Here is a 25427-nt window from a genome sequence, read left to right as displayed (position 1 = left end):
GCGCTGCCTGGGGCAGCGCCGCGTCGTTTTTGCCGATTTGCGGCATGCATCTATGTTGGGGTGAACAGATGGCAGCAAGCCAGGTTTTGGTCGGATTCCATGCGGTGGCGGCACGGTTGCGCCATGCGTCGGCGTCGATCAAGGATATCTACGTCGAGGAAGCGCGCCGCGATCGACGCATGCTGACGCTGATCGAACAGGCCCAGGCCGCCGGGTGCAAGGTGCACCCCGTGGCGCAGACTCGGCTGGACGGACTGGCCAAGGGCCAACGCCACCAGGGTGTGGTCGCGCTGGCGGAGTCGCTGGAATTGGCGATGGACGTCGACGAAGTGCTGGACGACGCAGAAGGACCGGCCTTCCTGTTGGTGCTGGACGGCGTCACGGATCCTCACAACCTGGGCGCCTGCCTGAGAACCGCGGATGGAGCTGGCGTGCATGCCGTGATCGCACCCCGCGACCGTGCGGTGGGCCTGAACACGACGGTTCAACGCGTGGCCTGCGGTGCCGCCGATACCGTTCCCTACCTGACCGTGACCAATCTGGCACGGACCCTGCGCACGCTGAAAGAGCGTGGCGTCTGGGTGGTCGGCACCGATGACGAAGCCACCGAAACCATGCACGACGTGGATGCCCGGCAGTCGATTGCCTGGGTCATGGGAGCGGAAGGCGAGGGCATGCGTCGCCTGACGCGTGAAACTTGCGACCAGTTGGTCCGCATTCCCATGAAGGGGTCGGTCGAAAGCCTGAATGTCAGTGTGGCTTCCGCCGTATGCCTGTATGAAACGGTAAGGCAGCGCGGTTGAGCGCTACCCCGTCGGCAGAGACTCAGGCGTTCCAGCCTCGGGAAAACAACAAGGCCAGGGCCGCCGGATAGCCGCTACGGCTACTGCCGGCACCGCGACGCTGCTTGAAGGGCCAGGGGCTGCGACTTGAAGGGGCCGGCTTGGTGTGCGGAGCATGATGCCCCACGCGGGGCGCGGCCGGCCGCGGGGTGGAGGTGTTCTCGGCCTCGGTGTCAGGCAAGCCCGCATCTTCGGTGGCCCGCGTATTCGACGCCGACACCGCCAACCCCGCCATTCGCTTGAATCCCGCGCGTGCCGCATGCTGGCTGATATCCAGCGTGACCGCGCCTTCGCTGTTTTCGACCGTGGGCGCGATGCGCTGGAGCCGGATCTGGCCGGGCTGGCTCATGTCCGCCAGCAGCCGCAACTGGGAAGCCGAGGTCGTGGCGGGCGTGCTGCAGGTGTGGAACAGGAAGGCGGGGCATGCCGACAGCTTCGCGGCCATGTACAGCCGGCGGACCGTGCTTTCGGATTGCGCGGCGGCCTGGTCGGAGGGCAGGATGGCGACGAACGCGGCGAATTCGCCTGCCCGGACGGCGGTTTCCAATTGTTCCAGGCCATCCAGGGGATGGTCGGTACGAACGAGCTTGACGCACTCCAGCGCGACGTCGTGCTGGATCAGTGCCGGGGCGTAGGACAGGTAGGGCGGTACCAGCAGGGCCACGGTGCGGCCGGCCTTGGTAAGCCGGCTAAGCAGTGGGCCGAGCAGGTTCAATTCGCCATGCCCGACGCGCGGGACCAGGATTTCCGTCAATGCGCCGACGGGCCATCCGGCCAGGGGCAGGGCGGCGTCGAGCGCGGGAAATCCGCTGGAAAGACTGGAGCTGGGCGTGCTGTGTTTCATGATGGTCGTCCGTCTAGGTCTTCAATGCACCAGGCCGGCCCGGATCAGGCCGACCGCGATGCCCTCGAGCGCGAAATCGTCGCGCTCGCGATCGACTTCGATGGGTTGGAAGTCGGGGTTGGCCGGCAGCAGGCTCAGGCCGGTTTCGGTGTAGCGCAGTTCCTTGACGGTGACGTCGTCGCCCAGGCGGGCCACGATGATTTGCCCGTCCCGGGCCTGGTTGGCTTTCTTGACGGCGAGCAGGTCGCCGTCGAGGATGCCGGCGTCGCGCATGCTGTTGCCGCGCACCTTGAGCAGGTAGTCGGGCCGCTGCGAGAACAATGCCTGGTCGACACCGATTTCCTTGTCGATATGCTCGGTGGCCAGGATGGGGCTGCCGGCGGCGACCCGGCCCACCAGCGGCAGGACCAGTTGCGCCAGCGCGGGATGCGTGAGCTGGAGCGGCGGTTCGGCCATGACGGGATCTTTCAGGCGTATCCCGCGGGACGTGCCCGCGGACAACTCGAGCACGCCCTTGCGCGCCAGCGCCTTCAGGTGTTCCTCGGCCGCGTTGGGCGAGCGAAAGCCCAGCGCCCGGGCGATTTCGGCGCGGGTGGGCGGAAAGCCGGTTTTGACGATGGCCTGGCGAATGAGATCCAGGATCTCTTGTTGGCGTGCGGTCAGCTTGGGCATGTCGGGCTCCGTGGCGGGGCGCCTGCAACCGGGTGGCGGGGGCGCGTATCGGGCTTCTGTGGTTTTATCCAGTAACTGTATTTTTATACAGTATCGACGCCCGGCGCAAGCGGAAAACGCAATTGTCGCGGGAACGCCAATCCGGCCGCGGGTATCATCGGGCTCTCGCCCTCATGTCCAAGCCCGCCATGTCCTTGCCGCGCCTCTGCATCGTCGCCACCGGCGGCACCATCGCCGGAGCCGGCGTCCGTCCCCAGGCCACGATGGCCTACGCCGCCGGCGCGCTGGACGTGGACGAGCTGTGCGCCCGCGTGCCAGGCCTGGACGAGGTGGCCGGGATCCAGGCCGAGCAGTTCGCCGCCATCGACAGCAAGAACGCCACGCCCGCCTTCTGGCAGTCGCTGGCCGCGCGGGTCCAGGCCCTGCTCGATGCCGGCGGGTGCGATGGGGTGGTCGTGACCCATGGCACGGATACGCTCGAAGAAACCGCCTACTACCTTCATCTGGTGCTCAAGACCGACAAGCCGGTGGTCCTGGTGGGGGCGATGCGCCCGGCGACCGCGCTGTCTCCCGACGGTCCGCTGAACCTGCTGGACGCGGTGACGGTGGCGGCCCATCCGCAGGCCGCTGGGCGCGGCGTGCTGGTCGTGCTGAATCACCAGGTCCTGGGCGCGCGCGACGCGGCCAAGACCAACGCCAACCGGCCCGATGCCTTTGCATCGCCCAACGCGGGCGCCATGGGGTGGGTCCAGGACGGCCGGGTCGCGTGGATGGGATGGCCTGGACATGGACATACCCGCGCCACGCCGTTCACGGCCTCCACGCCACTGGCGCCGGTCGAGGTGCTGGCTGGTTATGCCGGCGGTTCGGCGGCGTTGATCCGGGCCGTGGGAGCCACGGGCGCGAAGGGCCTGGTCTGGGCCGGGACCGGCAACGGCTCGGCCAGCGCCGATGCGCAGGAGGCGCTCGACGAACTGGTCCGGGACGGCGTCGTGGTGGTCCGCGCCACCCGCACGGGCAGCGGCTGTGTCGCGGCCTCGGGCGGAATGCCAGGCGCCGGCACGCTGTCGCCCTGGAAGGCGCGCGTATTGCTGATGCTGGCGCTGGGGGCCGGCATGGGCGGCGTCCAGGACGTGTTCGACACGTATTGACATCCCCGGGGCTGGTGTTGCGCCAGGAGCGCCGGCCGGGCATCGCCCATGGGGTTTCGATTGCTTTTTGCCTTTGCGCGAGCGATAATAGAAGGCTTGATTTTTGGCGAAAGCTATTTTTTCGCCAGATTGATCCCTTGTCCGACTCTAGACGCTTGAGCGGACTTGCGCCTACAGGGGCACCCATCCGGGAGCCTGCGGGACCATCCATAAGGAGCTTCGATGCGTCACTATGAAGTAGTTTTCATCGTTCACCCGGACCAGAGCGAGCAGGTTCCGGCCATGGTCGACCGTTACAAGTCGCTGATCACCAGCCAGAGCGGCACGATACACCGCCTGGAAGACTGGGGCCGCCGTCAACTGGCGTACCCGATCCAGAAGCTCGTCAAGGCTCACTACGTGTGCATGAACATCGAGTGCGGCCAACCCACGCTGGATGAACTCGAACACGCTTTCCGCTATAACGATGCCGTGCTGCGCCATCTCGTCGTCAAGATGAAGAAGGCCGAGACCGCCCCGTCGCCGATGATGAAGATCGTCGAGCGCGAGGAGGCCCGCAAGGTGTCCACTGAAGCCGCCCCGGCCGAGGCCTGAGCCCCGGCTGGACTGGCATGACAGGTCGTTGCCGACCGCCCGCATCGCAGGCCCGCAAGAACGGGATCCTGGCGACGCCCCGGACGACACGGCGTTGAACAAGGTTCATCTGACCGCCCAGGTGGTCGAGTGCAAGCCGCTCAGGTATACCCCGGCCGGGATTCCGGTGCTGGAACTGGCGCTTGCCCATGAATCCGAGTTGATCGAAGGCGGGAGAACCCGCCGGGTCGAGATGCTCGTCAACGCAGTTGTCGTCGGCGATCTGGCCGGCAGGCTCGAGCGCGAAGCGCTGGGCCGGTCGATCCGGATCGAAGGGTTCCTGGCACCGACCCGGAAAGGTTCAAGCAGACTGAGGCTGCATATCCAGCAGGCCGCCATCGCCCGGGAGGGCGACGAAAGCGGGCCGACCGGACAGCCCCAGGTGTGAAACGGATTGAATACCCAAGAGGTACATCATGGCCGCATTCGGCAAACGCAAGGAAAAGAAGAAGTTCGGTCAACAGAATCCTCTGTTCAAGCGCCGCAAGTTCTGCCGCTTCACGGCAGCCGGCGTCGACCAGATCGATTACAAGGACATCGAAGTCCTCCGTGACTTCATCCAGGAAAACGGCAAGATCATTCCTGCCCGCCTGACCGGCACCAAGGCGCACTACCAGCGCCAGCTCGACACGGCTATCAAGCGCGCCCGCTTCCTGGCGCTCTTGGCCTACACCGACAACCACAATTGATTGCCGGGAGAGACCATCATGCAAATCATCTTGCTCGAAAAAGTCGTCAACCTCGGTAACCTGGGTGACGTCGTCCGCGTGAAGAACGGCTATGCCCGTAACTTCCTGATTCCCCAGAAGATGGCCAAGCGGGCCACCGACGCCGCGCTGAAAGAGTTCGAGGCGCGCCGCGCCGAACTCGAAAAGGTCCAGGCCGACAAGCTGGCCGCCGCGCAATCCGTGGCCCAGCGCCTGGAAGGCTACTCGGTGTCCGTCAGCCAGAAGGCGGGTGTGGACGGCCGTCTGTTCGGTTCGGTCACCAACTTCGACGTCGCCACTGCGCTGAAGCAGGCGGGCTTCGAGTCGGTCGAGAAGGGCATGGTCCGCCTGCCCAACGGCCCGCTCAAGACCATCGGCGAATTCCCGTTGGAAGTCGGCCTGCACACCGACGTCGTGGCCAACATCACGGTGGTGGTGGTCGGCGAAACGGCCTGACGCCTTTCCGGCCGCTCGTCGTCGAGCCGGCCGGACATCCACCGCCGGCGCCTCCTTCCCAGAAGGGCCGGCACAGGAACCCTCCATTTCTTCACAGAATGGAGGGTTCTTTTTTCATCGCCGGGCCGCTCCAGGATGAAAAGCGTCCCCCTGTGGGGGCAGCGCCGCCGCACAGCGGCAAGCGTGGGGCTTTTTTCATCGCCGATCCGCCCCAAGATGAAAAACGTCCCCCATGAGGGCATTTTGTCAGGGGCTGCCCAGGCCTGCGCGAACGGATTCCTCTTCCGCCCAGCCGGGCTAAACTGTCGAGGGCCGGCATTCCCGCCGGTCGTGCTTGAACACCAGGTTTCCCGCTCTATGAATTCGCCCGTCGATCCCCAACTCGAGTCCCTGCGCATCCCGCCCCACTCGGTGGAGGCGGAACAGTCGGTGCTGGGCGGCCTCTTGCTGGACAACGCTGCCTGGGACCGTGTCGCGGACCTTATCAAGGAAGACGATTTCTATCGTTACGATCATCGGCTGATCTGGCAGCAGATGGCCAAGCTGATCGGGCTGGCGCGTCCCGCCGACGTCGTGACCACCCACGAATCGCTCCAGACCGCGGGCAAGGCGGAGGAGGCGGGCGGGCTGGCCTACCTGAACTCGCTGGCGCAGAACACGCCTTCGGCCGCCAACATCCGGCGCTACGCGGAAATCGTGCGCGACCGGGCGGTGCTGCGCCGGCTGGTCACCGTATCCGACGAAATCTCGGCCGCCGCCTTCAGCCCCCAGGGCAAGGACACGCGGCAACTGCTGGACGAGGCGGAGTCCAAGATCTTCAAGATCGCGGAAGAGGGCGCGCGGGGAAGCGCCGGCTTCCTGTCGCTGCAACCGCTGCTGACCCAGGTGGTCGAGCGCATCGACGAGCTTTATCACCGCGACAGCACGTCGGACGTAACGGGCGTGCCGACGGGGTTCTCCGACCTGGACAAGATGACCTCGGGGCTGCAGCCGGGCGACATGGTCGTGGTAGCCGGCCGCCCCTCCATGGGCAAGACCGCCTTCTCGGTCAACATCGGCGAGCACGTGGCGGTGGAAGAGGGCCTGCCGGTGGCGATATTCTCCATGGAAATGGGCGCCTCGCAGTTGGCCATGCGTGTGCTGGGCTCGGTCGGCCGCCTCGACCAGCAGCGCCTGCGTACGGGCAAGTTGCTGGACGAGGACTGGCCCAAGCTGACCCACGCCATCCAGAAAATGCAGGACACCCAGCTCTACATCGACGAGACGCCGGCGCTCAGCCCGATGGAGCTGCGTTCGCGCGCCCGCCGCCTGGCGCGGCAATGCGGCCAGTTGGGGCTGATCATCATCGACTACCTGCAACTGATGTCGGGCAATGGCGGCGGGGGCAACGAGAACCGGGCGTCGGAGCTGTCGGAAATCAGCCGATCCATGAAAGGCCTGGCCAAGGAACTGAACTGCCCGCTGATCGCACTTTCCCAGCTCAATCGCGGCCTGGAACAACGTCCCAACAAGCGCCCCGTGATGAGCGATCTGCGGGAATCCGGCGCCATCGAGCAGGACGCGGACGTGATCATCTTCCTGTACCGCGATGAGGTCTACAACCCCGACACCCCCGACAAGGGCACGGCTGAAATCATCATCGGCAAGCAGCGTAACGGTCCGATCGGCACCGTCAGGTTGACCTGGCAGGGCATGTATACCAAGTTCCAGAATTTCTCGGGCAACGCATTCGTCGACTCTGATTATTAGGCCCCCCGTACGCCCTTCGGCCGCCCCCAGGGGGCGGCACTCGTGGACCGGCGGAGCCGGATCCACGGTGCCCGGGAAACTCATCGGCTGTTGTGGGGGGGGGGTTACGGGGGGATTTTTTTTCTTTGCGCCGTTGGGCGTTTTTTTTCGCCTTCCGCTTTGACCTTGCGGGGGCCTCGGCAATGGATCCATTCCCCGCCAAGCCGCGTCAGCTCTAGATTTTCAAGAAATCGCCAGTCAATATCGCCGCCCATCACCAGCCCATTGGTACCCCAGGATGCGGTGGATCCGGCTCCGCCGGTCCACCCGCATCGCCCCCTGGGGGGCGCCCGAAGGGCGTAGGGGGGTGCTACACTTCGCGCGGTTTTTAACACGTCATGTAAATGTCATGTGACGTACTGCGAGGACGTGATGTTTGGACGCTTGATGCCCAAAGAGGGCCGCTTTTTCGATCTGTTCAAGGCGCATGCCGACCTGTCGCGCCAGGGCAGCCGGGAGCTGGCGGCCCTGATGGCCGACCTGAGCCAGGCCGAGGAGCGGGTCAAGAACATCGAGACGCTGGAGAAAAAGGCCGACAAGGTCACCCACGACACGGTCGATCTGCTGCACAAGACCTTCATCACGCCGCTGGATCGCGACCAGATCCACAACCTCATCACGACCATGGACGACATCCTGGACTTGATGGAGGACGCCGCCCAGTGCATCAACCTCTATGACATCCGCGCGGTCACGCCGGACGCCCGGGCGCTGGCCGACATCGGGGTCCAGTGCTGCGACCGGCTGCACATGGTGGTGAGCCTGCTGCACAACCTGAACGACACGGCCAGCATCATGAAGATCTGCGAAGAAATCGACCGGCTGGAGTCGGATGCGGACCGGGTCATGCGCCGCGGCATGGGCCGGCTGTTCCGCGACGAAGCTGACACCCGCCAACTGATCAAGATGAAAGCGATCTACGAACTGCTGGAAGAAATCACCGACAAGTGCGAGGACGTCGCGAACCTGATCGAAGGCATCGTCCTGGAAAACGCCTAGTCGGAAGGATTTCATGGATACGCTTCAGATCAGCTTCGCCACGCTTGCCTTCCTGGTCGTCCTGGCACTCATTTTCGATTTCATGAATGGGTTCCACGACGCCGCAAACTCCATCGCCACCGTGGTCTCCACGGGGGTGCTCAAGCCTCATCACGCGGTCGCTTTCGCCGCGTTTTTTAATTTCGCCGCGCTTTTCGTCTTCCACCTGAAGGTGGCGGCCACCGTCGGCAAGGGCATCATCGATCCGAGCGTGGTGGACCACTACGTCGTCTTCGGCGCGCTGGTGGGCGCCATCGCGTGGAACGTCATCACCTGGTTCTTCGGCATCCCGTCCTCGTCGTCGCACGCGCTGATCGGCGGCATCGTCGGCGCCGGCCTGGCCAGCTCGGGCCCCAGCGTGCTGATGATCCGGGAAATCCTCTACATCGTCGCCTTCATCGTGGTGTCGCCGGTCCTGGGCTTCGTGCTGGGCGGCCTGCTGATGCTGCTGGTGTCCTGGCTGTTCCGCCGAACGCGTCCGCTGCGGGTAGACGGCTGGTTCCGCCGCCTGCAACTGGTCTCGGCGGGGCTGTACAGCCTGGGCCACGGCGGCAACGACGCGCAGAAGACCATCGGCATCATCTGGCTGCTGCTGATCGCGGCCAACGTCCCGGGGGCCAAGGATCACGTGCCGGCCTGGGTGGTCATCAGTTGCTACGTGGCGATCGCGATGGGCACCATGTTCGGCGGCTGGCGCATCGTCAAGACCATGGGGCAGCGCATCACCAAGCTCAAGCCCGTGGGCGGCTTCTGCGCCGAAACCGGCGGCGCGATGACGCTGTTCCTGGCGGCCATCCTGGGCATTCCGGTGTCGACCACCCATACGATCACCGGCGCCATCGTCGGCGTCGGCTCCAGCCGCAAGTTCAATGCCGTGCGCTGGGGCCTGGCGGGCAACATCGTCTGGGCCTGGATCTTGACCATTCCGGCATCGGCGCTGGTGGCGGCGGGCGCCTGGTGGGTGGGCAAGACCCTGTTCTGACGCTGAAGCCCCGCGTTTCGACATGTTTCCAGTATGATGGCGCGCCATGGCGGCAGGCAAAGGCCGCCAGGAGCCGCCGCGCGGGGAGGGGGGGAGCGCCCGGGGCGTCGGCATGATCCCTCTTTCCCGGAATCGCCATCATGACACCTGCACCGATACAATCCTTGCTTGAATCGCGCGCGCTGCTGCTGTTCGGCCGCATTCTCCTGACGTTCATGTTCTGGACCAGCGGCCTGGTCAAGCTGTTCGATTTCCAGGGCGGGATGGCCGAGATGAGCCATTTCGGGCTCGAACCGGCCTGGCTGTTCAATATCCTGACCATCATCGTCCAACTGGGCGGCTCGCTGCTGATCATCTTCAACCGCGCCGCATGGCTGGGCGCCGGCGCGTTGGCGGTGTTTACCGTCCTGACCATCCCGGTCGCGCATCCGTTCTGGAAATTCGAGGGCGAGACCGCATTCCATGAAATGATGGTCGTGCTCGAGCACGTCACGGTGATCGGCGGCCTGATCGTGGCCGCCATCCTGGGCCAGCGCGTCGCGCGCAGGTGATTTTCCGTTCAAGACCCCTAGCAAGAGGACAGACCCCGCCATGATCCGCCATATCGTCATGTGGACGCTCAAGGACGAAGCCGAAGGCGCCGACCGCCGGACCAATATGCAGAAGGTCCGGCAATTGCTCGAAAGCTGCCGCGATTGCGTGCCGGGCATCCTGGAGTTCGAGGTGGGGCTGGCCGCCGATGGCCACGAGGCCACGCACGACGTCATCCTGAACTCGTTGTTCGCCAGCCGCGAGGCGCTGGACGCCTATCAGGCGCACCCGCGGCATGTGGCGATCAAGCCTTTCATGGGCGCCGTACGCGCAGAAAGGGCCTGCCTGGACTACGATCTGCCGGCGGCAAGGTAGGAAGCCGGATGTCGATCACGACCCCGACCACCGTCACGGAAGTGCCGATTCCATTCCTGGCCTGGCTGGGCGCCCGGCTGGTCAAGGCCGAGGGCGGCCAGTCCGAGGTCCGGCTGGCGGTCAGTCCCGAGCATTGCAACAGCTGGCACGTTTGCCACGGCGGCGTGCTGATGACCATGCTCGACGCGGCCATGGCCACCGCCGCGCGCTCCCTGCACCCGGAGCTGCGCGGCAGCGCGACGGTGGACATGACCACCAGCTTCGTGCGGCCGGGCGAAGCGGGCAATCTCGTTGCCTACGGCAAGTGCTACCACCGTTCCAGCACCATGGCTTTCTGCGAGGCCGAGGTCCGGGACGAGGAGGGAGGGCTGGTGGCCCGCTCCAGCGGCACCTTCAAGTACATCAGGAAGCGTGGCGACCAGGGCGTTGATGGCTGAGCCGCGGCACCCCCGGCCCCTGGATCCGCAGGTGGCCGACCTTGTGTCGCGGGTGCAGCGGGCCAATCGACCGCCTTATTGGCAATACACGCCGCAGCAGGCGCGCGTCATCCACGCAAAAGCCAGCAAGGTGCTGGAAATCGCCGCGGCCGAGGTGGCCGAGCTGCGCGACCTGGAGATCCCGGTGGGCGGCGGGGCGACGATAGGTGCACGTCTGTACACGGGCATGCTGGCCCCGGATCCCGCGCCGCTGGTGATCTTCTCCCATGGCGGCGGCTTCACCGTGGGCAGCGTGCGGGACTACGAGGCGGTCTGCCGCATGCTGGCCAACGGTATCCGCTGCAAGGTGCTGTCGCTGGACTACCGGCTGGCGCCCGAGCACCGCTTTCCCACCGCGGCCGAGGATGTCTACGCCGCCTGGCGGTGGGCTTTCGATCGATCGGCCATGTTGGGTATCGATCCGGCGCGGGTGGCCGGGATGGGGGACAGCGCGGGCGGCACGCTCACGGCCCAGGCCGCGCTACGCGCGCGGGACGACGGCCTGCCGCTGGCGGCGCAGGTGCTGTTGTACCCGGGCACGAGCGCGTGGCAGGATACGGCCTCGCACCGGGCCTACGCCGAAGGCTATCTGCTGGACGAACGCACCATACAGTGGTTCTTCAACCTGTACCTGCGCGACGATGCCGACCGCCTGGACTGGCGTTTCGCGGTGTTGGATGCCCCCGAGTTCGTCGGGCTGGCGCCCGCGTTCCTGCAACTGGCGGAGTGCGATCCGCTGGTGGACGAAGGACTGGCCTATGGGCGTCGGCTGGAGGCCGCCGGCGTACCGGTCCGGCTCAAGGTCTACGAAGGCGCCATCCACAGTTTCTACAACATGGGCGGGGCCTTGCGGGTGGCCAGGCAGGCGCACCGCGACTCGGTGGACTACCTGCGTTCGGTATTCGAGACCTCGAAAGAGGCTTGACGCAAGGAGCCGGAAATCAGCAGCCGGGCCTGTTCGGCGTTGTCGAAGCTGCGTTCTGCCGCCTCGATGTGGCCGTCGCGCGTGGCCTGGATCACCGTCTGGGCCCGCGTGCCGTAGTCGGGCGTGATGATGAAGGCCGCCGACAGCGCCCGCTCGCGCTCCAGGCTGATCCCGGTGCTGGGCAGTTGCGCATCTTCCGCGATCGCCGTGTCGCTCAGCATCTGCAGATACGCGGGCGTGCGGGCCTCGGTGGCCTTGAGCGTGGCCAGCGCGGCGGTCGTGCGCACGACCTTGGGCCAGGGCGTGTCCAGCACCGCGTTCGACAATCCGTAGACGCCTGGAGTCAGGGCCTCTGGCGAGGTCGCGGAATGCCCGCGGCGATGAGACAGGTACCAGAGCGACGGGGTCCGCCCGAACAGCTCGCCCACCACCAGGTTGAATCCGTTGAAGGGTCCGGCGCGGCGGGCCAGGTCGCGCAGGTAGCCGGCCGGCGTGGAGGTGCCGGCGAGGAAGCCGGACACCAGCCCGCCGCGGGACGGCGCGGCGGGGTCGTTCCGGCCCGCTTCGCGATAATTCGTGATCGCGGCGAAGCGTCCTTGCCGCGTGATGCCCATCCAGGTCCCGCCCGCGGCCAGATCGCGCCCGGCCCAGATGTCGGGATGATCCTGCCACCAATCGGCGGCCGCCGTGGGCCGGGCGTAGAACTCGTCGCGGTTGGCCACCATCAGGAGACGGGTCGGACCGCGCGGATCCCAGGCAAAGGCCATCAGGCACATGGTGTCAGCTTTCCCAGCCCGGGGGATCGGCAGGAATATCGACGAAGACTTCGCTGCGGCGGGGCGCGGGAAGGAGAGGCGCCAGGCCACTGGCCTGCACGGCCTCGGCCAGGGCGGCTTCGAGCCCGGGGATGTCCGACACGTCCTCGTAGACTTCCATCCACGTCGCCATGCCGTTGTCAGGCGTGGGCCGGGCCAGCAGGGCGACGCGCGCGCTCCAGGCTCGTCCGGCCTCGAGTACCTGGCGGGCGGGCGCCAGCGCCGCGGCGCGCTGGGCCACCGGCAGTTTGTAATATACGTAGAGATTATGCATGGCGGATTCCGGTGCCGGGCTCAAGCCGACGAGGTGTCGTCGGACAGGGCGTAGGGCAGTGCCCGAGGCTGGATGGTCGGACCGGTGGGCGAGCCGGCGTGCAGGGGGGCCGCGCCTTGAGCGGCGGCCAGCGAGCTTTCGTACAGGATCGCGACCCGGCTGTCGTCCTGCGCGGCGTTTACGATGCGGCCGCAAGGCTGTTCGTCGCCTTCCTGGAAGACATCGGCGCCGGCCAGCGACTCCGGATCGGCCGGCCCGCCGTCGACGTGGCCCGCGAACATGCGGCGCTTGAGCTTGCCGAGGTAGTGGCTGCGCGCGACGATTTCCTGGCCGGGATAGCAGCCCTTGGTAAAGCTGACCCCGCCTATCAGTTCGAGGTTCACCATCTGCGGCACGAACAGGTCCTGCGTGGGTATCGTGATCCAGGGCAGGCCCGCGGCGATGTCGGCGGCTTGCCAGGCCTGGGCCAGGCCGGCCTGCTCGGGTGTGCCGAGCGCCGCGCCCAGCTGTTGCAGCGCATCGTCCGTCCCGATCCACCACCAGCGCGGCGATGCGTCCAGGGCGGAGGGGGCGGCGATCCAGGTAGCGTCGCCCAGGTCGGCCCGTGACCAGGGCGCGGCGGGGAGCAGGCCACCGGCGGCCGCCGGCAGGACCGCGGCGTCGGCGCCACGCCAGACGCCGGCCACCCGCAGCGGCGTGGTGGTGATCTTGACCTTGGCGCGCAGCACGAACATGGACAGGCGCTTTTGCAGCGCCTGGGCGATGCCGCGATCCACCAGGAACAGCACGCGCGGGACCGGGTCGGCGGGATCGGGCCGGGCGCGCCAGATGACGGCACTGGCGAGCAGCCGGCCCTTGGCCGTGCAATAGCCGGCGAGCCTGGCGTCCGCATCGCCGAGTTTCTTGACGTCTTGGGTCAATTGCCCCTGGAGGAATTCGATCGCGTCGGCACCCCGGGCCTCGAGCACGGTCAAATGATCCAGCGGCGCGATGTGCGCGATGGCGGTATCCGAGCGCGTGCTCGCGGATAAAATCTCTTGGACGGACATCTTGAAACGGTCGATGAGGTCGATCGAAGTATTATAGGCGCCCATGCCCAAACGACATCTTTCCCTGAAACGCGCGCTGGCCATCTCGTTCGGCGCGCTGCTGCTGTTGTCGCTGGCGATCGCCGGCGCCGGCATCGCGTGGCTGCGCATGCCGCTTTCCCTGCCCGCCGACAAGGTGGACTTCGTCATCGATGAAGGCACGAGCATGCGGGGCATCGCCCGGCAGGTGCACGATGCCGGCATCGCCGTGCCGCCCGAGGTCCTGATCGCCTATGCGCGCGTGACCGGCACCGAACGCCGCATCAAGGCCGGCGGCTACGAGGTGGCGCGCGGCGATTCGCTGTGGACGCTGCTGAACCGGCTCGCCCGCGGCGACGTCACGCAGCGGGAAATCCGCTTCATCGAGGGCTGGAACTTCCGCCAGATACGCGCGGCGCTGCGCCGCCACCCGGATGTCCGCCAGACCCTCGACGGCCTCGACGATGCCACCGTCACCGCCAGGATCGGCGCGTCGACCAGCCATCCCGAGGGCCTGTTCTTCCCCGATACCTATCTGTTCGCCGTGGGTTCCAGCGACATCGACATCCTGCGCCGCGCCTACCGCGCGCAGCAGCGCGAGCTGGCCGAGATCTGGGAGCGGCGCGACCCGGGCCTGCCCCTGGGCTCGCCCTACGAAGTCCTGATCCTGGCCTCCATCATCGAGAAGGAGACCGGCATGGAAGCCGATCGCCGGCGCATCGCCGGTGTATTCGTGAACCGGCTGAAGGTCGGCATGCCGTTGCAGACCGATCCCACGGTCATCTACGGCCTGGGCGAGGTCTTCGACGGCAACCTGCGCCGCCGCGACCTGCGTGCCGACACGCCATGGAACACCTACACGCGCCGCGGGCTGCCGCCCACCCCCATCTCGAATCCCGGCCGGGCTTCGCTGCTGGCGGCGGTACAACCCGAGAAACACAAATACCTGTATTTCGTCGCCCGTGGGGACGGCACCAGCGCGTTCTCCGAAACCCTGGACGGCCACAATCGCTACGTCGCGCGCTACCAGCTCAGGGGGCAGGGGCTGCAGCCGCCACCGTCCTTCCAGACCGAAGCGGTGCAGCCATGAGCGCCGGCACGCATACCGCGCCTGCCCGCCGCGGCCGTTTCATCACGCTCGAGGGCGTGGACGGCGCGGGCAAGAGCACCCACCTGGAATGGTTCGTCGCCCGGCTGCGCGAGGCGGGGCTGGAGGTGGTGCAGACCCGGGAGCCCGGCGGCACGCCGCTGGCCGAGAAGCTGCGCGAGCTGCTGCTGAACGAGACCATGCGGCTCGATACCGAGACCCTGCTGATGTTCGCCGGACGCTGCGAGCATGTGCGCACCGTGATCGAACCGGCGCTTGCCCGGGGCCACTGGGTGGTCTGCGACCGCTTCACCGATGCCACCTATGCCTATCAGGGCGGCGGCCGGGGCCTGGCGGCCGAGCGCATCGCGGTGCTGGAGCAATGGGTGCACGGCGATCTGCAACCCGACCTGACCTGGTTGTTCGATGTGCCGCTGGAAGTGTCCCGCGAGCGACTGGGCCGGGGCCGGACCCTGGACCGCTTCGAGCGCGAGGATGATGCTTTCTTCGAGCGCACCCGGGCGGCCTACCACATGCGGGCGCAAGCGGATCCTGCGCGTTTTCGCATCATCGACTCCACCCGTCCGATCGAGACGGTCCGGGCCGAGCTGGCCGCCCAGTTGCAGGCCTGCATCGCCGAGGCGGGCGGCTCATGAGTCTGCCCCGGTTCTACCCCTGGCATGAAGAAGCGGCCCGCGCCTGGCTGGGCGAAGAGCAGCGGCGGCGTTTCGCCCATGCCTGGCTGATCCATGGGTTGGCGGGCATAGGCAAGGTCGAGTTCGCGCGGGCGGCGGCGGCCAGTCTGCTGTGCGAATCGCCGCAGGGCTCCGGGGCCTGCGGACATTGCCCGGCCTGCACCTGGTATGCCTCGGGCAATCACCCCGATTTCCGCCGTGTCCGTCCCGAGGCGGTAGCGCTGGCCGAAGGCCAGGCCGAAGAAGAGGGCGCCGAGGAAGAAACCGCCGACGCCGACGGCAAGAAGGCCGGAAAGCGCGCGCCGTCACGCGAGATCCGCATCGAACAGATCCGCGCCATCGAGTCCTGGGCCAATACGGGCACGCACCGTGGCGGGCTGCGGGTGGTCGTACTGTATCCGGCCGAATCGCTCAACACCATTTCGGCCAACGGCCTGCTGAAGATCCTCGAGGAACCACCGCCCCACACGGTATTCCTGCTGGTGTCGGACGCGCCGGATCGATTGCTGCCGACCCTGGTGTCGCGCTGCCGCCGGCTGCCTCTGGGGGCACCCGCTCCCGGGCCCGCGCTGGCCTGGCTGGAAGCGCAAGGAGTCCAGGACGCTGCCGCGCAACTGGCGGCCGCGGGCGGCGCTCCGGTGGCGGCCTGGCGCCGCGCCGAGGCCGGGATTCCGCCCCGGGCGCCGTGGCTGGATGCCTTCGTGGCCGCGCTTGCGCAAGGCAGGCCTCCTGACCTGGGGCAAATCGTCGACGCGCTGGACAAGGTCCCGGCCGCCGAATGGATAGACGCGCTGCAACGCCTGACCACCGACGTGGCGCTGGCCCAGGCGGGCATGGGGGCGCGTTATTTCCCCGAGCTGGCGCCCCACAGCTCGAAGATAGGGGAGCGCGCCGAGCGTGCCCGCGTGGCCGAACTGTCGCGCTGGCTCAGCCGCCAGCGCAGGATCGCCGATCATCCGCTGAATGCCCGTTTGTTCGCCCAGGATGTGCTGGCCCAGGCCAGCGCGGCCTGCCTGGGCCGCCGTCCCGCACGGGCCGCGGTCCAGGCCTGAGGGCCTGGCCGCTGGTACTATGGGTTCCGCAGTCTTACCGGTTTCTTTTCCCATGTTCGTCGATTCGCATTGCCATCTGGATTTCCCCGAACTGGCCGCGCAACTGCCCGAAATTCTCGAGCGCATGCGTGGCAACCATGTTGCCCAGGCGTTGTGCGTCAGCGTCAACCTGCCCGACTGGCCCCGGTTGATGGAACTGGTGCGGGACCACGACAACCTCTGGGCGTCGGTGGGCGTGCACCCCGATTACGAAGACACGCCCGACCCCACGGTCGAGCAACTGGTCGAGCTGGCGGCAACCCCCAAGGTCGTCGCCATCGGCGAAACCGGGCTGGACTACTACCGCCTGACCGGCGACCTGGCGTGGCAGCGGGATCGCTTCCGCAACCACATTCGGGCGGCGCGGCGGACCGGCAAACCCTTGATCATCCATACCCGCTCGGCGGCGCAAGACACGCTGCGCATCATGGAGGAAGAGGGGGCCGCAGACGTGGGCGGCGTGATGCATTGCTTCACCGAGTCCCAGGCGGTGGCCGACGCCGCCATCGCGATGAATTTCCACATCTCGTTTTCAGGCATCGTCACTTTCAAGAATGCACGGGAGCTGCAGGAGGTGGCGCGCAGCATTCCGCTCGAACGGATCCTGATCGAGACCGATTCGCCGTATCTGGCGCCTGTTCCGCACCGGGGCAAGCTGAACGACCCCTCCAAGGTGGTTCATGTCGCCGAAAAGATCGCCGATCTGCGCGGCCTGCCACTTCAGGTGGTGGCGGATGCCTCGACCGAGAATTTTTTCAAATTATTCAAGGACATACGTCGTTAAATTAAAGTTAGAAATAACTTTAATAAAAACCGTGGATTCGAAGAAAAATTGCTTTCCAATCAATGATTTGGAAGGCGATTCTAGGGAAAATCGTTATGTATGGCTCGTGGGCTCGCCGGGGATGGGGTTTCTTGCTGCTGTGGTGCTGGCTGACCGCCTTTTCCGCGGCGCAGGCAAGCGCGGAAGAGGACTTCTGGGTCGCCATCCGCAACGACCGCGTGTCCACGGTCAAATCGCTGCTTGCGCGGGGAATGGATCCCAATATGCCCAACGGCGCCAGCAACACGCCGCTGCTCGAGGCCATCAAGGAAGAGGCGTGGGGCGTCTATGACGTCCTGCTTGCCGACAAGCGCATCGACGTCAATCGACAGAACCGCTTGCGCGAGACTCCGCTCATGTACCTGGCCATCCGGGGCGAGGCGGCGCGCATGGAAAAGCTGATCGCTCTCGGCGCGGAGGTCAACCAGGAAGGCTGGACGGCGCTGCACTATGCCGCCTCCAAGGGCAACGATGACGTCGTCCGCCTGCTGATTGAAAACTATGCGTACATCGACGCCGAGTCGCCGGGGAAGATGACGCCCCTGATGATGGCCATGCGCTACGACCACACTTCGACGGTGAAACTGCTGCTGGACGAGGGGGCGGACGGCTACGTCCGCAACGCCGAGGGCAAGAACGCCGTGGACGTCGGCCGGGAGGCGGGCAATACGATACTGGCCAACAACCTGGTCGAGCGCCTGAACCAGGACCGTCAGCGGCGCCAGCGAAGATAGAAGGCCGGCGGCGCGTTACGCCGCCGAGGCCGGGAAGGCGATGACTTTTCCCGCGCGTAGCCGTATCCCCAGTTCGTCGCCTACGCGATGGCCGTCCTCGCGGGTGACATAGGCCAGTACCTCGTGGCCTGAAGGCAGGCGTAGCGTATAGAGGTAATCGGGGCCACGGAACGCCTTGCGTATCAGGGTGGCCCGATGCGGGCCGCTGTCGTCGAGGCCGATGTCGTCCGGACGCAGCAGGATGGAGACGGAGGACGCGGCGTCGTCCCCGCCCATCGGCAACCGGGTCCGGACCTCGCCCAATTCGATCCGGACCTGATCCGGATCGCTCGCGACCCGCTCGCCGGGCACGAACACACCGCTGCCGATGAAGCCGGCCACGAAGGCGGTGGCGGGATGATGGTAGAGGTTGTAGGCGCTGTCCCATTGCGCGATGCCGCCGTGGCGCATGACCCCGATCTCGTCAGCCATGGCAAAGGCCTCGGCCTGGTCGTGCGTGACCAGGATGGCGGTAGCGCCGGCTTCTTTCAGGATGTCGCGCACTTCGGCGGCCAGCCTGGCGCGCAGGTCCACATCCAGGCTGGAAAACGGCTCGTCCAGCAGCAGCAGTTCAGGGCGCGGCGCCAGCGCCCGGGCCAGCGCCACGCGCTGTTGCTGGCCGCCCGACAGCTCATGCGGATACTTGTTTCCCACGTTTGGCAGGCCGATCAGCGCCAGCAATGCCTTGACGCGCTCACCCCGGACCGGGGCCGGCTCGCGCCGCAGGCCGAAGCCGATGTTGTCCGCCACGGAAAGATGGGGAAACAAGGCGTAGTCCTGGAACATGACGCCAATGCGGCGCTTTTCGGGAACCACGCTGAAGGCGGGGGTCGCCACTTCGTGTCCATGGACGACGATGCGTCCGGCGAGCAGCGGCTCGAAGCCGCAGATGGCCCGCAGTACCGTCGTCTTGCCGCAGCCCGACGGCCCCAGCAGGCAACCGATGCGGTTCTCGTCCAGGGCCAGGGAAAGATCGCTCACGACGACGTGCAGCCCTTCGGCCGTCTGGTAGCCCAGTCGGACCCGGTCCAGGTGCAGGCGAGTATGTTGCATGAAGGCAGGAGGGGAAGGCGAGGGGAGCCAATATAGCAGGGGGAAGAGCCTGCCTGCCAGGCAGGCCGGGATGCCGCGGCGCTAGCTGGCCATGTCGTACACCTGGTGAATGAGCCTCGATGGCCAACGGGTGCCGGGGGCCTCTTTCTGGATCACCTCTTTCAGCTTTTCCTCCAGCTTGAGGGTGCTTACCTCCGGATTCCTGGCCGTCAAGAGCGCAATGACCGTGTCCAGCCCTTTCTTGTCCATCTGGAGACCGTCCAGATCGTTCAGGAAGTCCTGGCCGAAACGATTCGCCAGGTATTCCCGGCATTCATCCTGGATGCTGCGCATCTGGAGCGACACGCCCACATGAGGAAGCATGAAACCCATGCCCACCGCGGCATTCGTTCCATGAAAGACCCTGCTTCCCGTGCCGTTGGAAGCCCATGCCATGTATAGGTGGGTCAGGGTGTAAATGGCCTCCAGCGTAGCCGTATTCGCGAATATCCGCTGTTTCCCCTTGGTTTGCAGAAAGCGGATGCAAACGTCCTCGACGTCGTTGTTCCGGATCGAGTCTTGGGCAGAGGACTGGATGTGGGCGGCCATCCTCTCGCAGGGCCAGGAGCCGCGGGGATTCGTGGTCCTGTTGGGCTGGACGGTGGTCGGCGGAAGAGCAAGGCGCAGATCGGCCATGGAGGAGGCCGGGGATGCCGCAGCGCTGTCTTCGGGACGCCGATCGGCTTCCCGGATCTCCCGGGTGATGGTGTTGTAGTAATACAGTTCGCCTTCCCGGTCGCCGTGCGCGTGAATGGCGTGCCGCCACCCGGGCAGTAGCGGGAAAGGCCGCTCCTGCTGTTCATGTCCGCTGGGCGTATGGACGTAGTAGGTCTCGCGGGACGCTTCGTCGTAGGCCCGTGCCCATTCGCTTGGAAGATCGGATTCGGAAGGCGGCGTTCCCGCGCCTGGCGGCGCGGCCGTGTCGGCACGCCACGCCGGGCCCGCGGACGAGGGGCCTCCGGTATTCAAGGGATAGTTATACATGTATGACCTGTCTGTTGTCGGAATGCGCACGAACGCTTGGGTGACGGTTTCGTGCCTGAGGGATTCATGGGGTTGCTCTGGCTGCCTGCCTCTGCAGTTCCGCGGCCCGTCTTGCCGCGATGGCAAGGGCTCTCGCCGTTTCATCGTCTCGATCATCCTTGACCGAAAAACTTCCGAGGGCTTTCGTCTTTCCATCTGTCTTCATGTAGGCGGTATATCTGCGGCGGGCCTGGCCCGTTGCTTCGACGAGAGAAACGCCAGGCGGCAGTGACGGTTTCTTCGCCTGCTCCCGGGCCCATTCCCATACGCCATCCGGGAACCGAGCGATGAGTTGCGCGTCGCTTTTCATGCCTCCGTGTTCTTGCTCGGCGACCATCCTGAAAGCGATGGCCAGTGCCTTGGCAGTATGGTCGTCGCGGCCCTCGACCACGGAGAAGGTGCCATGGCTTTTCGATCCCAGACGAACCTGATATTGAGGGGAAGGCTTGGTGGCCGTGGAGGGATGAAAGCTCACGCCTGTTGGCAACCCGGGCTGCCCCGCCCGCGTCCAGGCCGCTTCCCATACGCCATCCGGCAATCCCGCCATGGTTTTCTCATCCGTGTTCCGGATGCCGTGTTCCATCTCCGCCACCGTCCTGGTCGCAATGGCCATCGCCCTGGCCTTGGCATCGCTGCGATCCTTGGTGGCAGAAAAACTCGCAAGCAAGCGTTGGGTCTTGTCGATGTTGATATAGGCGGTATAGCTCCGGGTGGCGTTAAGGAAAGAAACGCCAACGGGTAGTCCCACTTGTTTCGCCCTGGCCTGAGCCTTTTCCCAGACCGGTGGCGGGAAGGCCGAGACTATCTGGTCGTCGTCGATTTTTTTTCTTAGCGCGCCATGCTTTCTTTCAACCAGCATGATCGTTGCAATCGCCATGGCTTTCGCGGTTTCATCATCGCGCCCGCCCGTGACTGAAAAACTTCCCAATGCCACCGTCTTGTTTTCGATTTTCCTGCCGGCAACATACCTGGGATTGGCCTGGCTGGTCGCGCGGTGATATGCCACTCCCGTCGGCAGGCCGGGCTCCCGCGCGCTGCCCTTGGCTTCTTCCCATATTTCCACCGGAAATCCCGAGATGATCGCTTCGTTGGATTTCTTGTTGTAGCCTGGCTCGGGCTGTTGCCTGGCATCCATGCCTTCAAAGCCGGACGAAACGGAAGACAACGCGCTATCGGATTGATCGTCTTCGCCATCCGGCACGGCGTGCCGTGGCGCCGCCATTTGCCGCAATTGCAGGCCGAGTACTCTTTCCGCGCTCGAGGCGCCGCGCGAGGACCTTGTCCGACGGCCGGGATGGGCCGGCACAGCGGGTGCGTCCGGAAGATCGCTCATGCAGGTATCTTGCGCTTCTTCCTTGATCCCGATGCCTGGACCGGATGCCGTCGGCCCGCCCATGGCGTCCCGACGGTCCCGGCCCGGCCAATATTCCGGCCCGTAGTCCAGCAAGCCTTGCTTTCCCTCGGGCACTTCGGTGTGTTGAAACACATGGGCCGTCAGGTAACGGCTGGTCCCGCCATATTTGTTCTGGATGGAAATCCAGACCGGGAGGGTAATGAAATGGCTTTCTGGAAAATCCGGGGTCCTGCCATTGAAGTATTGGGCGGTATTTCCCCCGCCATACGGAGCGATGTAGATGTGCTCGTCTTTCCTGTCCGGGTTTCGTACCTGCAATGCGAAATCTTCGAAAGCGCTCGTTCCAAACCTCAATGTATAGGCGCGGATTTGCGTCCGTGATTTTTGATGGGAGCCGGCAAATGGCATTGCCATTCCCCCGACATTTTGCGCAGCATGCCTGGCCGGAATGACGCCACGCTGTTGCGTGGCGACCAAGGCTTGCACCTGGGCCTCCGTGTAGCACTGGCTGCGTGCGAGCACCACGGATTTCCACCTCGACGCTTGAGGAAGCGGCGCTCCCATCCGAGCCGCCTCGTAGTCCCCGCGGATATCCGCCAGGCATTTCTGGAAGAAGGCCTCGGGGTCGTCGCGTCCGGGCGGATAGGACTCCAGGAGCAGTTCGCGGGTTTCGTCCGGCAACTCCACCCCGACGGTCTTGCCTACATCGGGGTGGCAGCGCAATTCGTTGCCCGCGCCGGGCATCCGCAATTCTTCGGGCAGGGCGGCCGGATGCGTGGCGGCCCTGATCGGAAAAGCATCATCGATGGTTGGGTGGGGGGCTTGCCGGCCTTTGATTTCCATGAGTGCCCGCCCAGGGCGAAAGTCGGGAATCCGCTTGATGCTTTCGACCGCCTGGTCGCCCATGATGTCGACGAGCGGCACGCCCCTGACGGGGACGATGCGCGAGTGCAACGTCGACACCGGGTACAGGAACTCACCGACGACGGGGGCTTCCTCGATCAGGTTCCCCGCGGAGTCTTGCTCCTGCTTGGCGACCGTGCGGTCGTCCGTCCGGGGCAATTTGTCGCGCATGCGCAGGCTCAGGCCCGAGCCGGTCGCCGTCTTGCGTTTGCGCTCATTCGGTTCCGGGAAGGTTTCCTCGATTTCCAGAAAAGCCTTGACGCGCTGCTCGACGAAAGCAGCCGGAAATGCATTGTAGGCAGACGGCGTATCGTTGCCGCCGTCATAGCGCATCGAAGGCTCCCGGCTGCTGAACAAGTGCTCCCAACGCCTGGGAGGATGTCCGGTTTCCAGGATTTCGTTGTCGTACCAGTGCCGGACGACGCTTTGTCCGGGACGCGAAGGCCAGCCGACCTGGCGCAGCCATTCCGTTATCTGGGCGCTGGAGACAGGAGGGACGGTGCTATCCGGGTGCCGGATGCCGGCGCTCGATTTTTTCACATTCCATATTTCGACTTCGTCAGAACCTTCTTCGCCTTCCCTGGGAATGGTTGCTTCGTACCTGGCGAATTTCTTGGTATGCGCCATGGGAAAAACCGGATGCGCATCGAGAACGACCGTGTTGGCCTCCCCATATTTGCGCATGCGCGGATCGCCGATGAAAACGGTGTTGTGGTCTTGCCCGTCGGTCCAATAGAGAACGACGGGGTCTTTGATGCCATACGCGGCCTGCTGCGCTTCGCGCGCGGCGAGGGCGCTCGCCCGGTCGCAATTGGCATGGCGGCTGGCTTGCGCCTCGGCCGCGAATTGTCCAATGTCGTACCGTTGGCCAGGCACCTCGTCTTCGATCAATATCTGGCCGACGACATGGGCCCTGCCGCTCGACCGCTGCACTTCGGAAAAAATGTTGGTGATATATTCGATTTTCGGTTTGGGGCCGGTCCTGAGCCGGGCCAGGATGGCATGGGCCTTGTCGAGATTTTCTTTGACAAAGTTCGGGACGCGCTCGATTTTTTTCCGCTGCGTCGACGGCCCGCCTGACGTCGCAGCCTCCCTTTCGAGCACGCGTAGCGTGCGCTTGTCGGCGGGGTTTTCCTGCACGGAAAATGGAAAATGGGCGGGTATTCTGGTCCAGTAGCTCACGACTCTTCGATCCTTCGATACTGGTGATGGGTGGAAGTGGCCATGCCGGAGTTCCACCATCCTCCGGGGCGCCGGGCCGGGCAGGGCCTTTGGCGTTCCCCGGGGGCGCCCAATATAATCAGCGACTTGATGCCGGCCGCCGGTGAAAAAGGCGGCGCCACGTTTCCCTTCCCCCCACCGGTTCCTCATGCATCGACGCGCAGCACTTGCCTGGCCCACCCTGGCCGTGGCGTTGTTCATCGCCATTCCCATACTGGGCCTGCTGCCGTCCACCTTCGTCGTCAACGCCGACTCCCGAGACATCCTGTCCCACCTGGCCGGTACCGTGCTGCCGGGATATGCGGGAACGTCGCTGCTGTTGATGGCGGCGGTGGGCATCGGCGCCGCGGTGATCGGCATCGCGACGGCGTGGACCGTGGCCGCCCACGACTTCCCCGGCCGCCGGATCTACGAATGGGCGTTGATCCTGCCGCTGGCCATGCCCACCTATGTCATGGCCTACGCTTTCACCGATTTCTTCCAGTTCTCGGGGCCGGTGCAGACCCTGCTGCGGGACCTGACCGGGCAGCCCCGGCTGCCGTGGTTCCCGGCCATCCGGTCGTGGTACGGCGCCGCGCTGGTCTTTATCTTCGCCTTTTATCCCTACGTCTACCTGCTGACGCGCACCGCCTTCCTCGAGCGCAGTCCGCGCCTGACCGAGGCCGCGCGCACGCTGGGTTGCGGCCCGGCGCGGGCGTTCTTCGCGGTGGTGCTGCCGCTGGCGCGGCCCGCCGCGGTGGCCGGCATCACGCTGGTGCTGATGGAGACGCTGGCCGACTATGGCGCGGTGTCCTACTTCGGCGTGCAGACCTTCACCACCGGCATCTACCGGGCCTGGCTGTCCATGGGGGACCGCATCGCCGCCGCGCAACTGGCCTCGGCCCTGCTGGCATTCGTGTTCGTGCTGGTCTGGCTGGAACGCCGCAGCCGGACCCGCCTGCGCTTCCACGCGGGCGCCCAGCGCCAGGGACAGGCGCCGCGCAGGCTGTCGGGCCGCCAGGCGGTCTGGGCCAATCTGGTGTGCCTTGTGCCACTTACGCTGGGGTTCCTGCTGCCCGTGGCCATCATGCTGCGCTTCGCCGCCCAGGATATCCACGTCATCGACTGGGGCCGCTACGCCATGTGGCTGGGCAACACCTTGCAGTTGGCGGCCACGACTTCGGTGCTGGCCGTGGCGCTGGCGCTCGGGCTGGCCTACGCCGCCCGGCTGGCGCCCGGCAGGCTGGTGCGCGCGGCCAATAGCGTGGCCGGCATGGGCTACGCGGTGCCCGGCGCGGTACTGGCGGTGGGCCTCCTGATCCTGGTGGGCGCGCTGGACGGCTGGCTGGAGGCGTGGGGATGGTCGTTCCAGGGCACGCTGACCGGCACCCTGACGCTGCTGGTCTACGCCTACCTGGTCCGGTTCCTGGCGGTGGCGCTGCAAACGACGGAAGCGGGGCTGGCCAAGATCACGCCGTCGCTGGATGCCAGCGCGCGCAGCCTGGGGGCGGGGACCTGGGAACTGCTGACGCGGGTGCATCAGCCGCTCCTGCGGCGCAGCCTGCTGACCGCCGCCTTGCTGGTGTTCGTGGACGTGATGAAGGAACTGCCCGCGACCCTGGTCCTGCGGCCGTTCAACTTCGACACGCTGGCCGTCATCACCGACCACCTGGCCTCGGACGAGCGGCTGGGGGAGGCCGCCATCCCCGCCCTGACGATCGTACTGGCCGGCCTCTTGCCCGTGATCATGCTGGCGCGAGCCATTTCCCGACGGGATGAGCTTACAAAAAGCTGAAATATTTGACGAGAA

At 65.8% G+C, this 25427-nt stretch carries 27 protein-coding genes; 19 read left to right on the top strand and 8 right to left on the bottom strand.

Going from position 1 to position 25427, the window contains the following annotated elements; all coding sequences use genetic code 11:
• Window positions 1-68: 68 nt before the first annotated feature.
• Entirely contained in the window at window positions 69-803 is a 735-nt protein-coding gene (gene rlmB / locus AC1Q6E_RS03645; RefSeq protein WP_296559932.1) for a 23S rRNA (guanosine(2251)-2'-O)-methyltransferase RlmB, read from the top strand.
• A gap of 22 nt (window positions 804-825) precedes the next feature.
• Here rlmB and AC1Q6E_RS03640 read toward each other — a convergent pair whose 3' ends face one another.
• Window positions 826-1686 (bottom strand): hypothetical protein, encoded by an 861-nt coding sequence (locus AC1Q6E_RS03640; protein ID WP_152795250.1) that lies wholly within the window; start codon window positions 1684-1686, stop codon window positions 826-828.
• A 21-nt stretch (window positions 1687-1707) separates the two neighbouring features.
• A complete protein-coding gene (lexA, locus tag AC1Q6E_RS03635) occupies window positions 1708-2358 on the bottom strand; it encodes a transcriptional repressor LexA (protein ID WP_296559934.1) in 651 nt (216 codons plus the stop codon).
• A 173-nt stretch (window positions 2359-2531) separates the two neighbouring features.
• Here lexA and AC1Q6E_RS03630 point away from each other — a divergent pair, with 173 nt between their 5' ends.
• The 12 genes from AC1Q6E_RS03630 (at window position 2532) to AC1Q6E_RS03575 (ending at window position 11420) form a co-directional block, all read left to right on the top strand.
• Complete coding sequence (locus AC1Q6E_RS03630; RefSeq protein ID WP_296559936.1) at window positions 2532-3509, top strand: asparaginase; 978 nt, start codon at window positions 2532-2534, stop codon at window positions 3507-3509.
• A 222-nt stretch (window positions 3510-3731) separates the two neighbouring features.
• Entirely contained in the window at window positions 3732-4103 is a 372-nt protein-coding gene (rpsF, locus tag AC1Q6E_RS03625) for a 30S ribosomal protein S6 (protein WP_152795256.1), read from the top strand.
• Window positions 4104-4197: 94 nt separating this feature from the next.
• Complete coding sequence (gene priB, locus AC1Q6E_RS03620; protein WP_152795258.1) at window positions 4198-4530, top strand: primosomal replication protein N; 333 nt, start codon at window positions 4198-4200, stop codon at window positions 4528-4530.
• 28 nt (window positions 4531-4558) lie between these two features.
• Window positions 4559-4831: a 30S ribosomal protein S18 gene (gene rpsR, locus AC1Q6E_RS03615; RefSeq protein WP_087780204.1), complete on the top strand. Its 273-nt coding sequence runs from the start codon at window positions 4559-4561 to the stop codon at window positions 4829-4831.
• Between the two features lie 18 nt (window positions 4832-4849).
• Window positions 4850-5305, top strand: coding sequence for a 50S ribosomal protein L9 (gene rplI, locus AC1Q6E_RS03610; RefSeq protein WP_152795260.1), 456 nt, complete (start codon window positions 4850-4852; stop codon window positions 5303-5305).
• Window positions 5306-5662: 357 nt separating this feature from the next.
• Window positions 5663-7054 (top strand): replicative DNA helicase, encoded by a 1392-nt coding sequence (locus tag AC1Q6E_RS03605; protein WP_152795263.1) that lies wholly within the window; start codon window positions 5663-5665, stop codon window positions 7052-7054.
• Window positions 7055-7465: 411 nt separating this feature from the next.
• Window positions 7466-8092 carry a DUF47 domain-containing protein gene (locus tag AC1Q6E_RS03600; RefSeq protein ID WP_296559941.1) on the top strand — a complete coding sequence of 209 codons (627 nt, stop codon included), beginning with the start codon at window positions 7466-7468 and terminating at the stop codon, window positions 8090-8092.
• A gap of 13 nt (window positions 8093-8105) precedes the next feature.
• Complete coding sequence (locus AC1Q6E_RS03595) at window positions 8106-9113, top strand: inorganic phosphate transporter (RefSeq protein WP_152795267.1); 1008 nt, start codon at window positions 8106-8108, stop codon at window positions 9111-9113.
• Between the two features lie 164 nt (window positions 9114-9277).
• Entirely contained in the window at window positions 9278-9664 is a 387-nt protein-coding gene (locus AC1Q6E_RS03590) for a DoxX family protein (RefSeq protein WP_296559942.1), read from the top strand.
• Window positions 9665-9704: 40 nt separating this feature from the next.
• Window positions 9705-10019 carry a Dabb family protein gene (locus AC1Q6E_RS03585; protein WP_152795270.1) on the top strand — a complete coding sequence of 105 codons (315 nt, stop codon included), beginning with the start codon at window positions 9705-9707 and terminating at the stop codon, window positions 10017-10019.
• Window positions 10020-10027: 8 nt separating this feature from the next.
• Window positions 10028-10456 (top strand): PaaI family thioesterase, encoded by a 429-nt coding sequence (locus tag AC1Q6E_RS03580; RefSeq protein ID WP_492572224.1) that lies wholly within the window; start codon window positions 10028-10030, stop codon window positions 10454-10456.
• Window positions 10449-11420, top strand: a complete 972-nt coding sequence (locus tag AC1Q6E_RS03575; RefSeq protein WP_296559947.1) for an alpha/beta hydrolase — start codon at window positions 10449-10451, stop codon at window positions 11418-11420. The genes AC1Q6E_RS03580 and AC1Q6E_RS03575 overlap by 8 nt, the downstream gene beginning before the upstream one ends.
• Here the strand turns inward: AC1Q6E_RS03575 and AC1Q6E_RS03570 are convergent.
• The 3 genes from AC1Q6E_RS03570 to ygfZ are packed head-to-tail and all read right to left on the bottom strand — an operon-like array spanning window position 11381 to window position 13558.
• Window positions 11381-12196, bottom strand: a complete 816-nt coding sequence (locus AC1Q6E_RS03570) for an NRDE family protein (protein WP_492572223.1) — start codon at window positions 12194-12196, stop codon at window positions 11381-11383. The two genes, AC1Q6E_RS03575 and AC1Q6E_RS03570, sit on opposite strands and share 40 nt — an antisense overlap.
• A 4-nt stretch (window positions 12197-12200) precedes the next feature.
• The gene (locus AC1Q6E_RS03565; protein WP_152795278.1) at window positions 12201-12509 is read right to left on the bottom strand and encodes a DUF4936 family protein; all 309 of its coding nucleotides are present in this window, start codon (window positions 12507-12509) and stop codon (window positions 12201-12203) included.
• A 20-nt stretch (window positions 12510-12529) separates the two neighbouring features.
• Entirely contained in the window at window positions 12530-13558 is a 1029-nt protein-coding gene (ygfZ, locus tag AC1Q6E_RS03560) for a CAF17-like 4Fe-4S cluster assembly/insertion protein YgfZ (protein WP_492572348.1), read from the bottom strand.
• Between the two features lie 43 nt (window positions 13559-13601).
• Between ygfZ and mltG the strand changes: the two genes are divergently transcribed.
• The 5 genes from mltG to AC1Q6E_RS03535 all read left to right on the top strand — a co-directional run bounded on the left by mltG (window position 13602) and on the right by AC1Q6E_RS03535 (window position 18006).
• Window positions 13602-14666 (top strand): endolytic transglycosylase MltG, encoded by a 1065-nt coding sequence (mltG, locus tag AC1Q6E_RS03555; RefSeq protein ID WP_152795280.1) that lies wholly within the window; start codon window positions 13602-13604, stop codon window positions 14664-14666.
• Window positions 14663-15319, top strand: a complete 657-nt coding sequence (gene tmk, locus AC1Q6E_RS03550) for a dTMP kinase (protein ID WP_152795282.1) — start codon at window positions 14663-14665, stop codon at window positions 15317-15319. The genes mltG and tmk overlap by 4 nt, the downstream gene beginning before the upstream one ends.
• The gene (gene holB, locus AC1Q6E_RS03545; RefSeq protein WP_492572222.1) at window positions 15316-16410 is read left to right on the top strand and encodes a DNA polymerase III subunit delta'; all 1095 of its coding nucleotides are present in this window, start codon (window positions 15316-15318) and stop codon (window positions 16408-16410) included. Before tmk ends, holB begins: the two co-directional genes overlap by 4 nt.
• A 52-nt stretch (window positions 16411-16462) precedes the next feature.
• Window positions 16463-17233, top strand: coding sequence for a TatD family hydrolase (locus AC1Q6E_RS03540; protein ID WP_152795287.1), 771 nt, complete (start codon window positions 16463-16465; stop codon window positions 17231-17233).
• 95 nt (window positions 17234-17328) lie between these two features.
• Complete coding sequence (locus AC1Q6E_RS03535; RefSeq protein WP_492572221.1) at window positions 17329-18006, top strand: ankyrin repeat domain-containing protein; 678 nt, start codon at window positions 17329-17331, stop codon at window positions 18004-18006.
• Window positions 18007-18021: 15 nt separating this feature from the next.
• Here the strand turns inward: AC1Q6E_RS03535 and AC1Q6E_RS03530 are convergent, their stop codons facing one another.
• From AC1Q6E_RS03530 to AC1Q6E_RS03520, 3 genes are all read right to left on the bottom strand, one after another.
• Window positions 18022-19098, bottom strand: coding sequence for an ABC transporter ATP-binding protein (locus tag AC1Q6E_RS03530; RefSeq protein ID WP_152795291.1), 1077 nt, complete (start codon window positions 19096-19098; stop codon window positions 18022-18024).
• An 81-nt stretch (window positions 19099-19179) separates the two neighbouring features.
• On the bottom strand, window positions 19180-20121 hold the full coding sequence (locus AC1Q6E_RS03525; RefSeq protein WP_492572220.1) for a hypothetical protein: 942 nt from the start codon (window positions 20119-20121) through the stop codon (window positions 19180-19182).
• 64 nt (window positions 20122-20185) lie between these two features.
• Complete coding sequence (locus tag AC1Q6E_RS03520) at window positions 20186-23599, bottom strand: hypothetical protein (protein ID WP_152795294.1); 3414 nt, start codon at window positions 23597-23599, stop codon at window positions 20186-20188.
• A gap of 187 nt (window positions 23600-23786) precedes the next feature.
• Between AC1Q6E_RS03520 and AC1Q6E_RS03515 the strand changes: the two genes are divergently transcribed.
• Window positions 23787-25412, top strand: a complete 1626-nt coding sequence (locus AC1Q6E_RS03515; RefSeq protein ID WP_492572219.1) for an ABC transporter permease — start codon at window positions 23787-23789, stop codon at window positions 25410-25412.
• Window positions 25413-25427 lie beyond the last annotated feature (15 nt).

The sequence above is a fragment of the Pigmentiphaga sp. MLSB6-MA01 genome, assembly GCF_058793475.1.
This window is presented reverse-complemented; position numbering and strand designations above follow the sequence as displayed.

Excerpts from the sequence above, each read along its gene's own strand:
- rplI (WP_152795260.1), top strand. The coding sequence starts at position 4,850 with ATGCAAATCATCTTGCTCGAAAAAGTCGTCAACCTCGGTAACCTGGGT.
- tmk (WP_152795282.1), top strand. The coding sequence starts at position 14,663 with ATGAGCGCCGGCACGCATACCGCGCCTGCCCGCCGCGGCCGTTTCATC.
- AC1Q6E_RS03595 (WP_152795267.1), top strand. The coding sequence starts at position 8,106 with ATGGATACGCTTCAGATCAGCTTCGCCACGCTTGCCTTCCTGGTCGTC.
- rlmB (WP_296559932.1), top strand. The coding sequence starts at position 69 with ATGGCAGCAAGCCAGGTTTTGGTCGGATTCCATGCGGTGGCGGCACGG.
- AC1Q6E_RS03605 (WP_152795263.1), top strand. The coding sequence starts at position 5,663 with ATGAATTCGCCCGTCGATCCCCAACTCGAGTCCCTGCGCATCCCGCCC.
- AC1Q6E_RS03585 (WP_152795270.1), top strand. The coding sequence starts at position 9,705 with ATGATCCGCCATATCGTCATGTGGACGCTCAAGGACGAAGCCGAAGGC.
- AC1Q6E_RS03600 (WP_296559941.1), top strand. The coding sequence starts at position 7,466 with ATGTTTGGACGCTTGATGCCCAAAGAGGGCCGCTTTTTCGATCTGTTC.
- AC1Q6E_RS03515 (WP_492572219.1), top strand. The coding sequence starts at position 23,787 with ATGCATCGACGCGCAGCACTTGCCTGGCCCACCCTGGCCGTGGCGTTG.
- rpsR (WP_087780204.1), top strand. The coding sequence starts at position 4,559 with ATGGCCGCATTCGGCAAACGCAAGGAAAAGAAGAAGTTCGGTCAACAG.
- AC1Q6E_RS03570 (WP_492572223.1), bottom strand. The coding sequence starts at position 12,196 with ATGTGCCTGATGGCCTTTGCCTGGGATCCGCGCGGTCCGACCCGTCTC.
- AC1Q6E_RS03575 (WP_296559947.1), top strand. The coding sequence starts at position 10,449 with ATGGCTGAGCCGCGGCACCCCCGGCCCCTGGATCCGCAGGTGGCCGAC.
- AC1Q6E_RS03630 (WP_296559936.1), top strand. The coding sequence starts at position 2,532 with ATGTCCAAGCCCGCCATGTCCTTGCCGCGCCTCTGCATCGTCGCCACC.
- mltG (WP_152795280.1), top strand. The coding sequence starts at position 13,602 with ATGCCCAAACGACATCTTTCCCTGAAACGCGCGCTGGCCATCTCGTTC.
- holB (WP_492572222.1), top strand. The coding sequence starts at position 15,316 with ATGAGTCTGCCCCGGTTCTACCCCTGGCATGAAGAAGCGGCCCGCGCC.
- AC1Q6E_RS03565 (WP_152795278.1), bottom strand. The coding sequence starts at position 12,509 with ATGCATAATCTCTACGTATATTACAAACTGCCGGTGGCCCAGCGCGCC.
- AC1Q6E_RS03640 (WP_152795250.1), bottom strand. The coding sequence starts at position 1,686 with ATGAAACACAGCACGCCCAGCTCCAGTCTTTCCAGCGGATTTCCCGCG.
- AC1Q6E_RS03540 (WP_152795287.1), top strand. The coding sequence starts at position 16,463 with ATGTTCGTCGATTCGCATTGCCATCTGGATTTCCCCGAACTGGCCGCG.
- ygfZ (WP_492572348.1), bottom strand. The coding sequence starts at position 13,558 with ATGTCCGTCCAAGAGATTTTATCCGCGAGCACGCGCTCGGATACCGCC.
- lexA (WP_296559934.1), bottom strand. The coding sequence starts at position 2,358 with ATGCCCAAGCTGACCGCACGCCAACAAGAGATCCTGGATCTCATTCGC.
- AC1Q6E_RS03525 (WP_492572220.1), bottom strand. The coding sequence starts at position 20,121 with ATGTATAACTATCCCTTGAATACCGGAGGCCCCTCGTCCGCGGGCCCG.
- AC1Q6E_RS03535 (WP_492572221.1), top strand. The coding sequence starts at position 17,329 with ATGTATGGCTCGTGGGCTCGCCGGGGATGGGGTTTCTTGCTGCTGTGG.
- rpsF (WP_152795256.1), top strand. The coding sequence starts at position 3,732 with ATGCGTCACTATGAAGTAGTTTTCATCGTTCACCCGGACCAGAGCGAG.
- AC1Q6E_RS03530 (WP_152795291.1), bottom strand. The coding sequence starts at position 19,098 with ATGCAACATACTCGCCTGCACCTGGACCGGGTCCGACTGGGCTACCAG.
- AC1Q6E_RS03580 (WP_492572224.1), top strand. The coding sequence starts at position 10,028 with ATGTCGATCACGACCCCGACCACCGTCACGGAAGTGCCGATTCCATTC.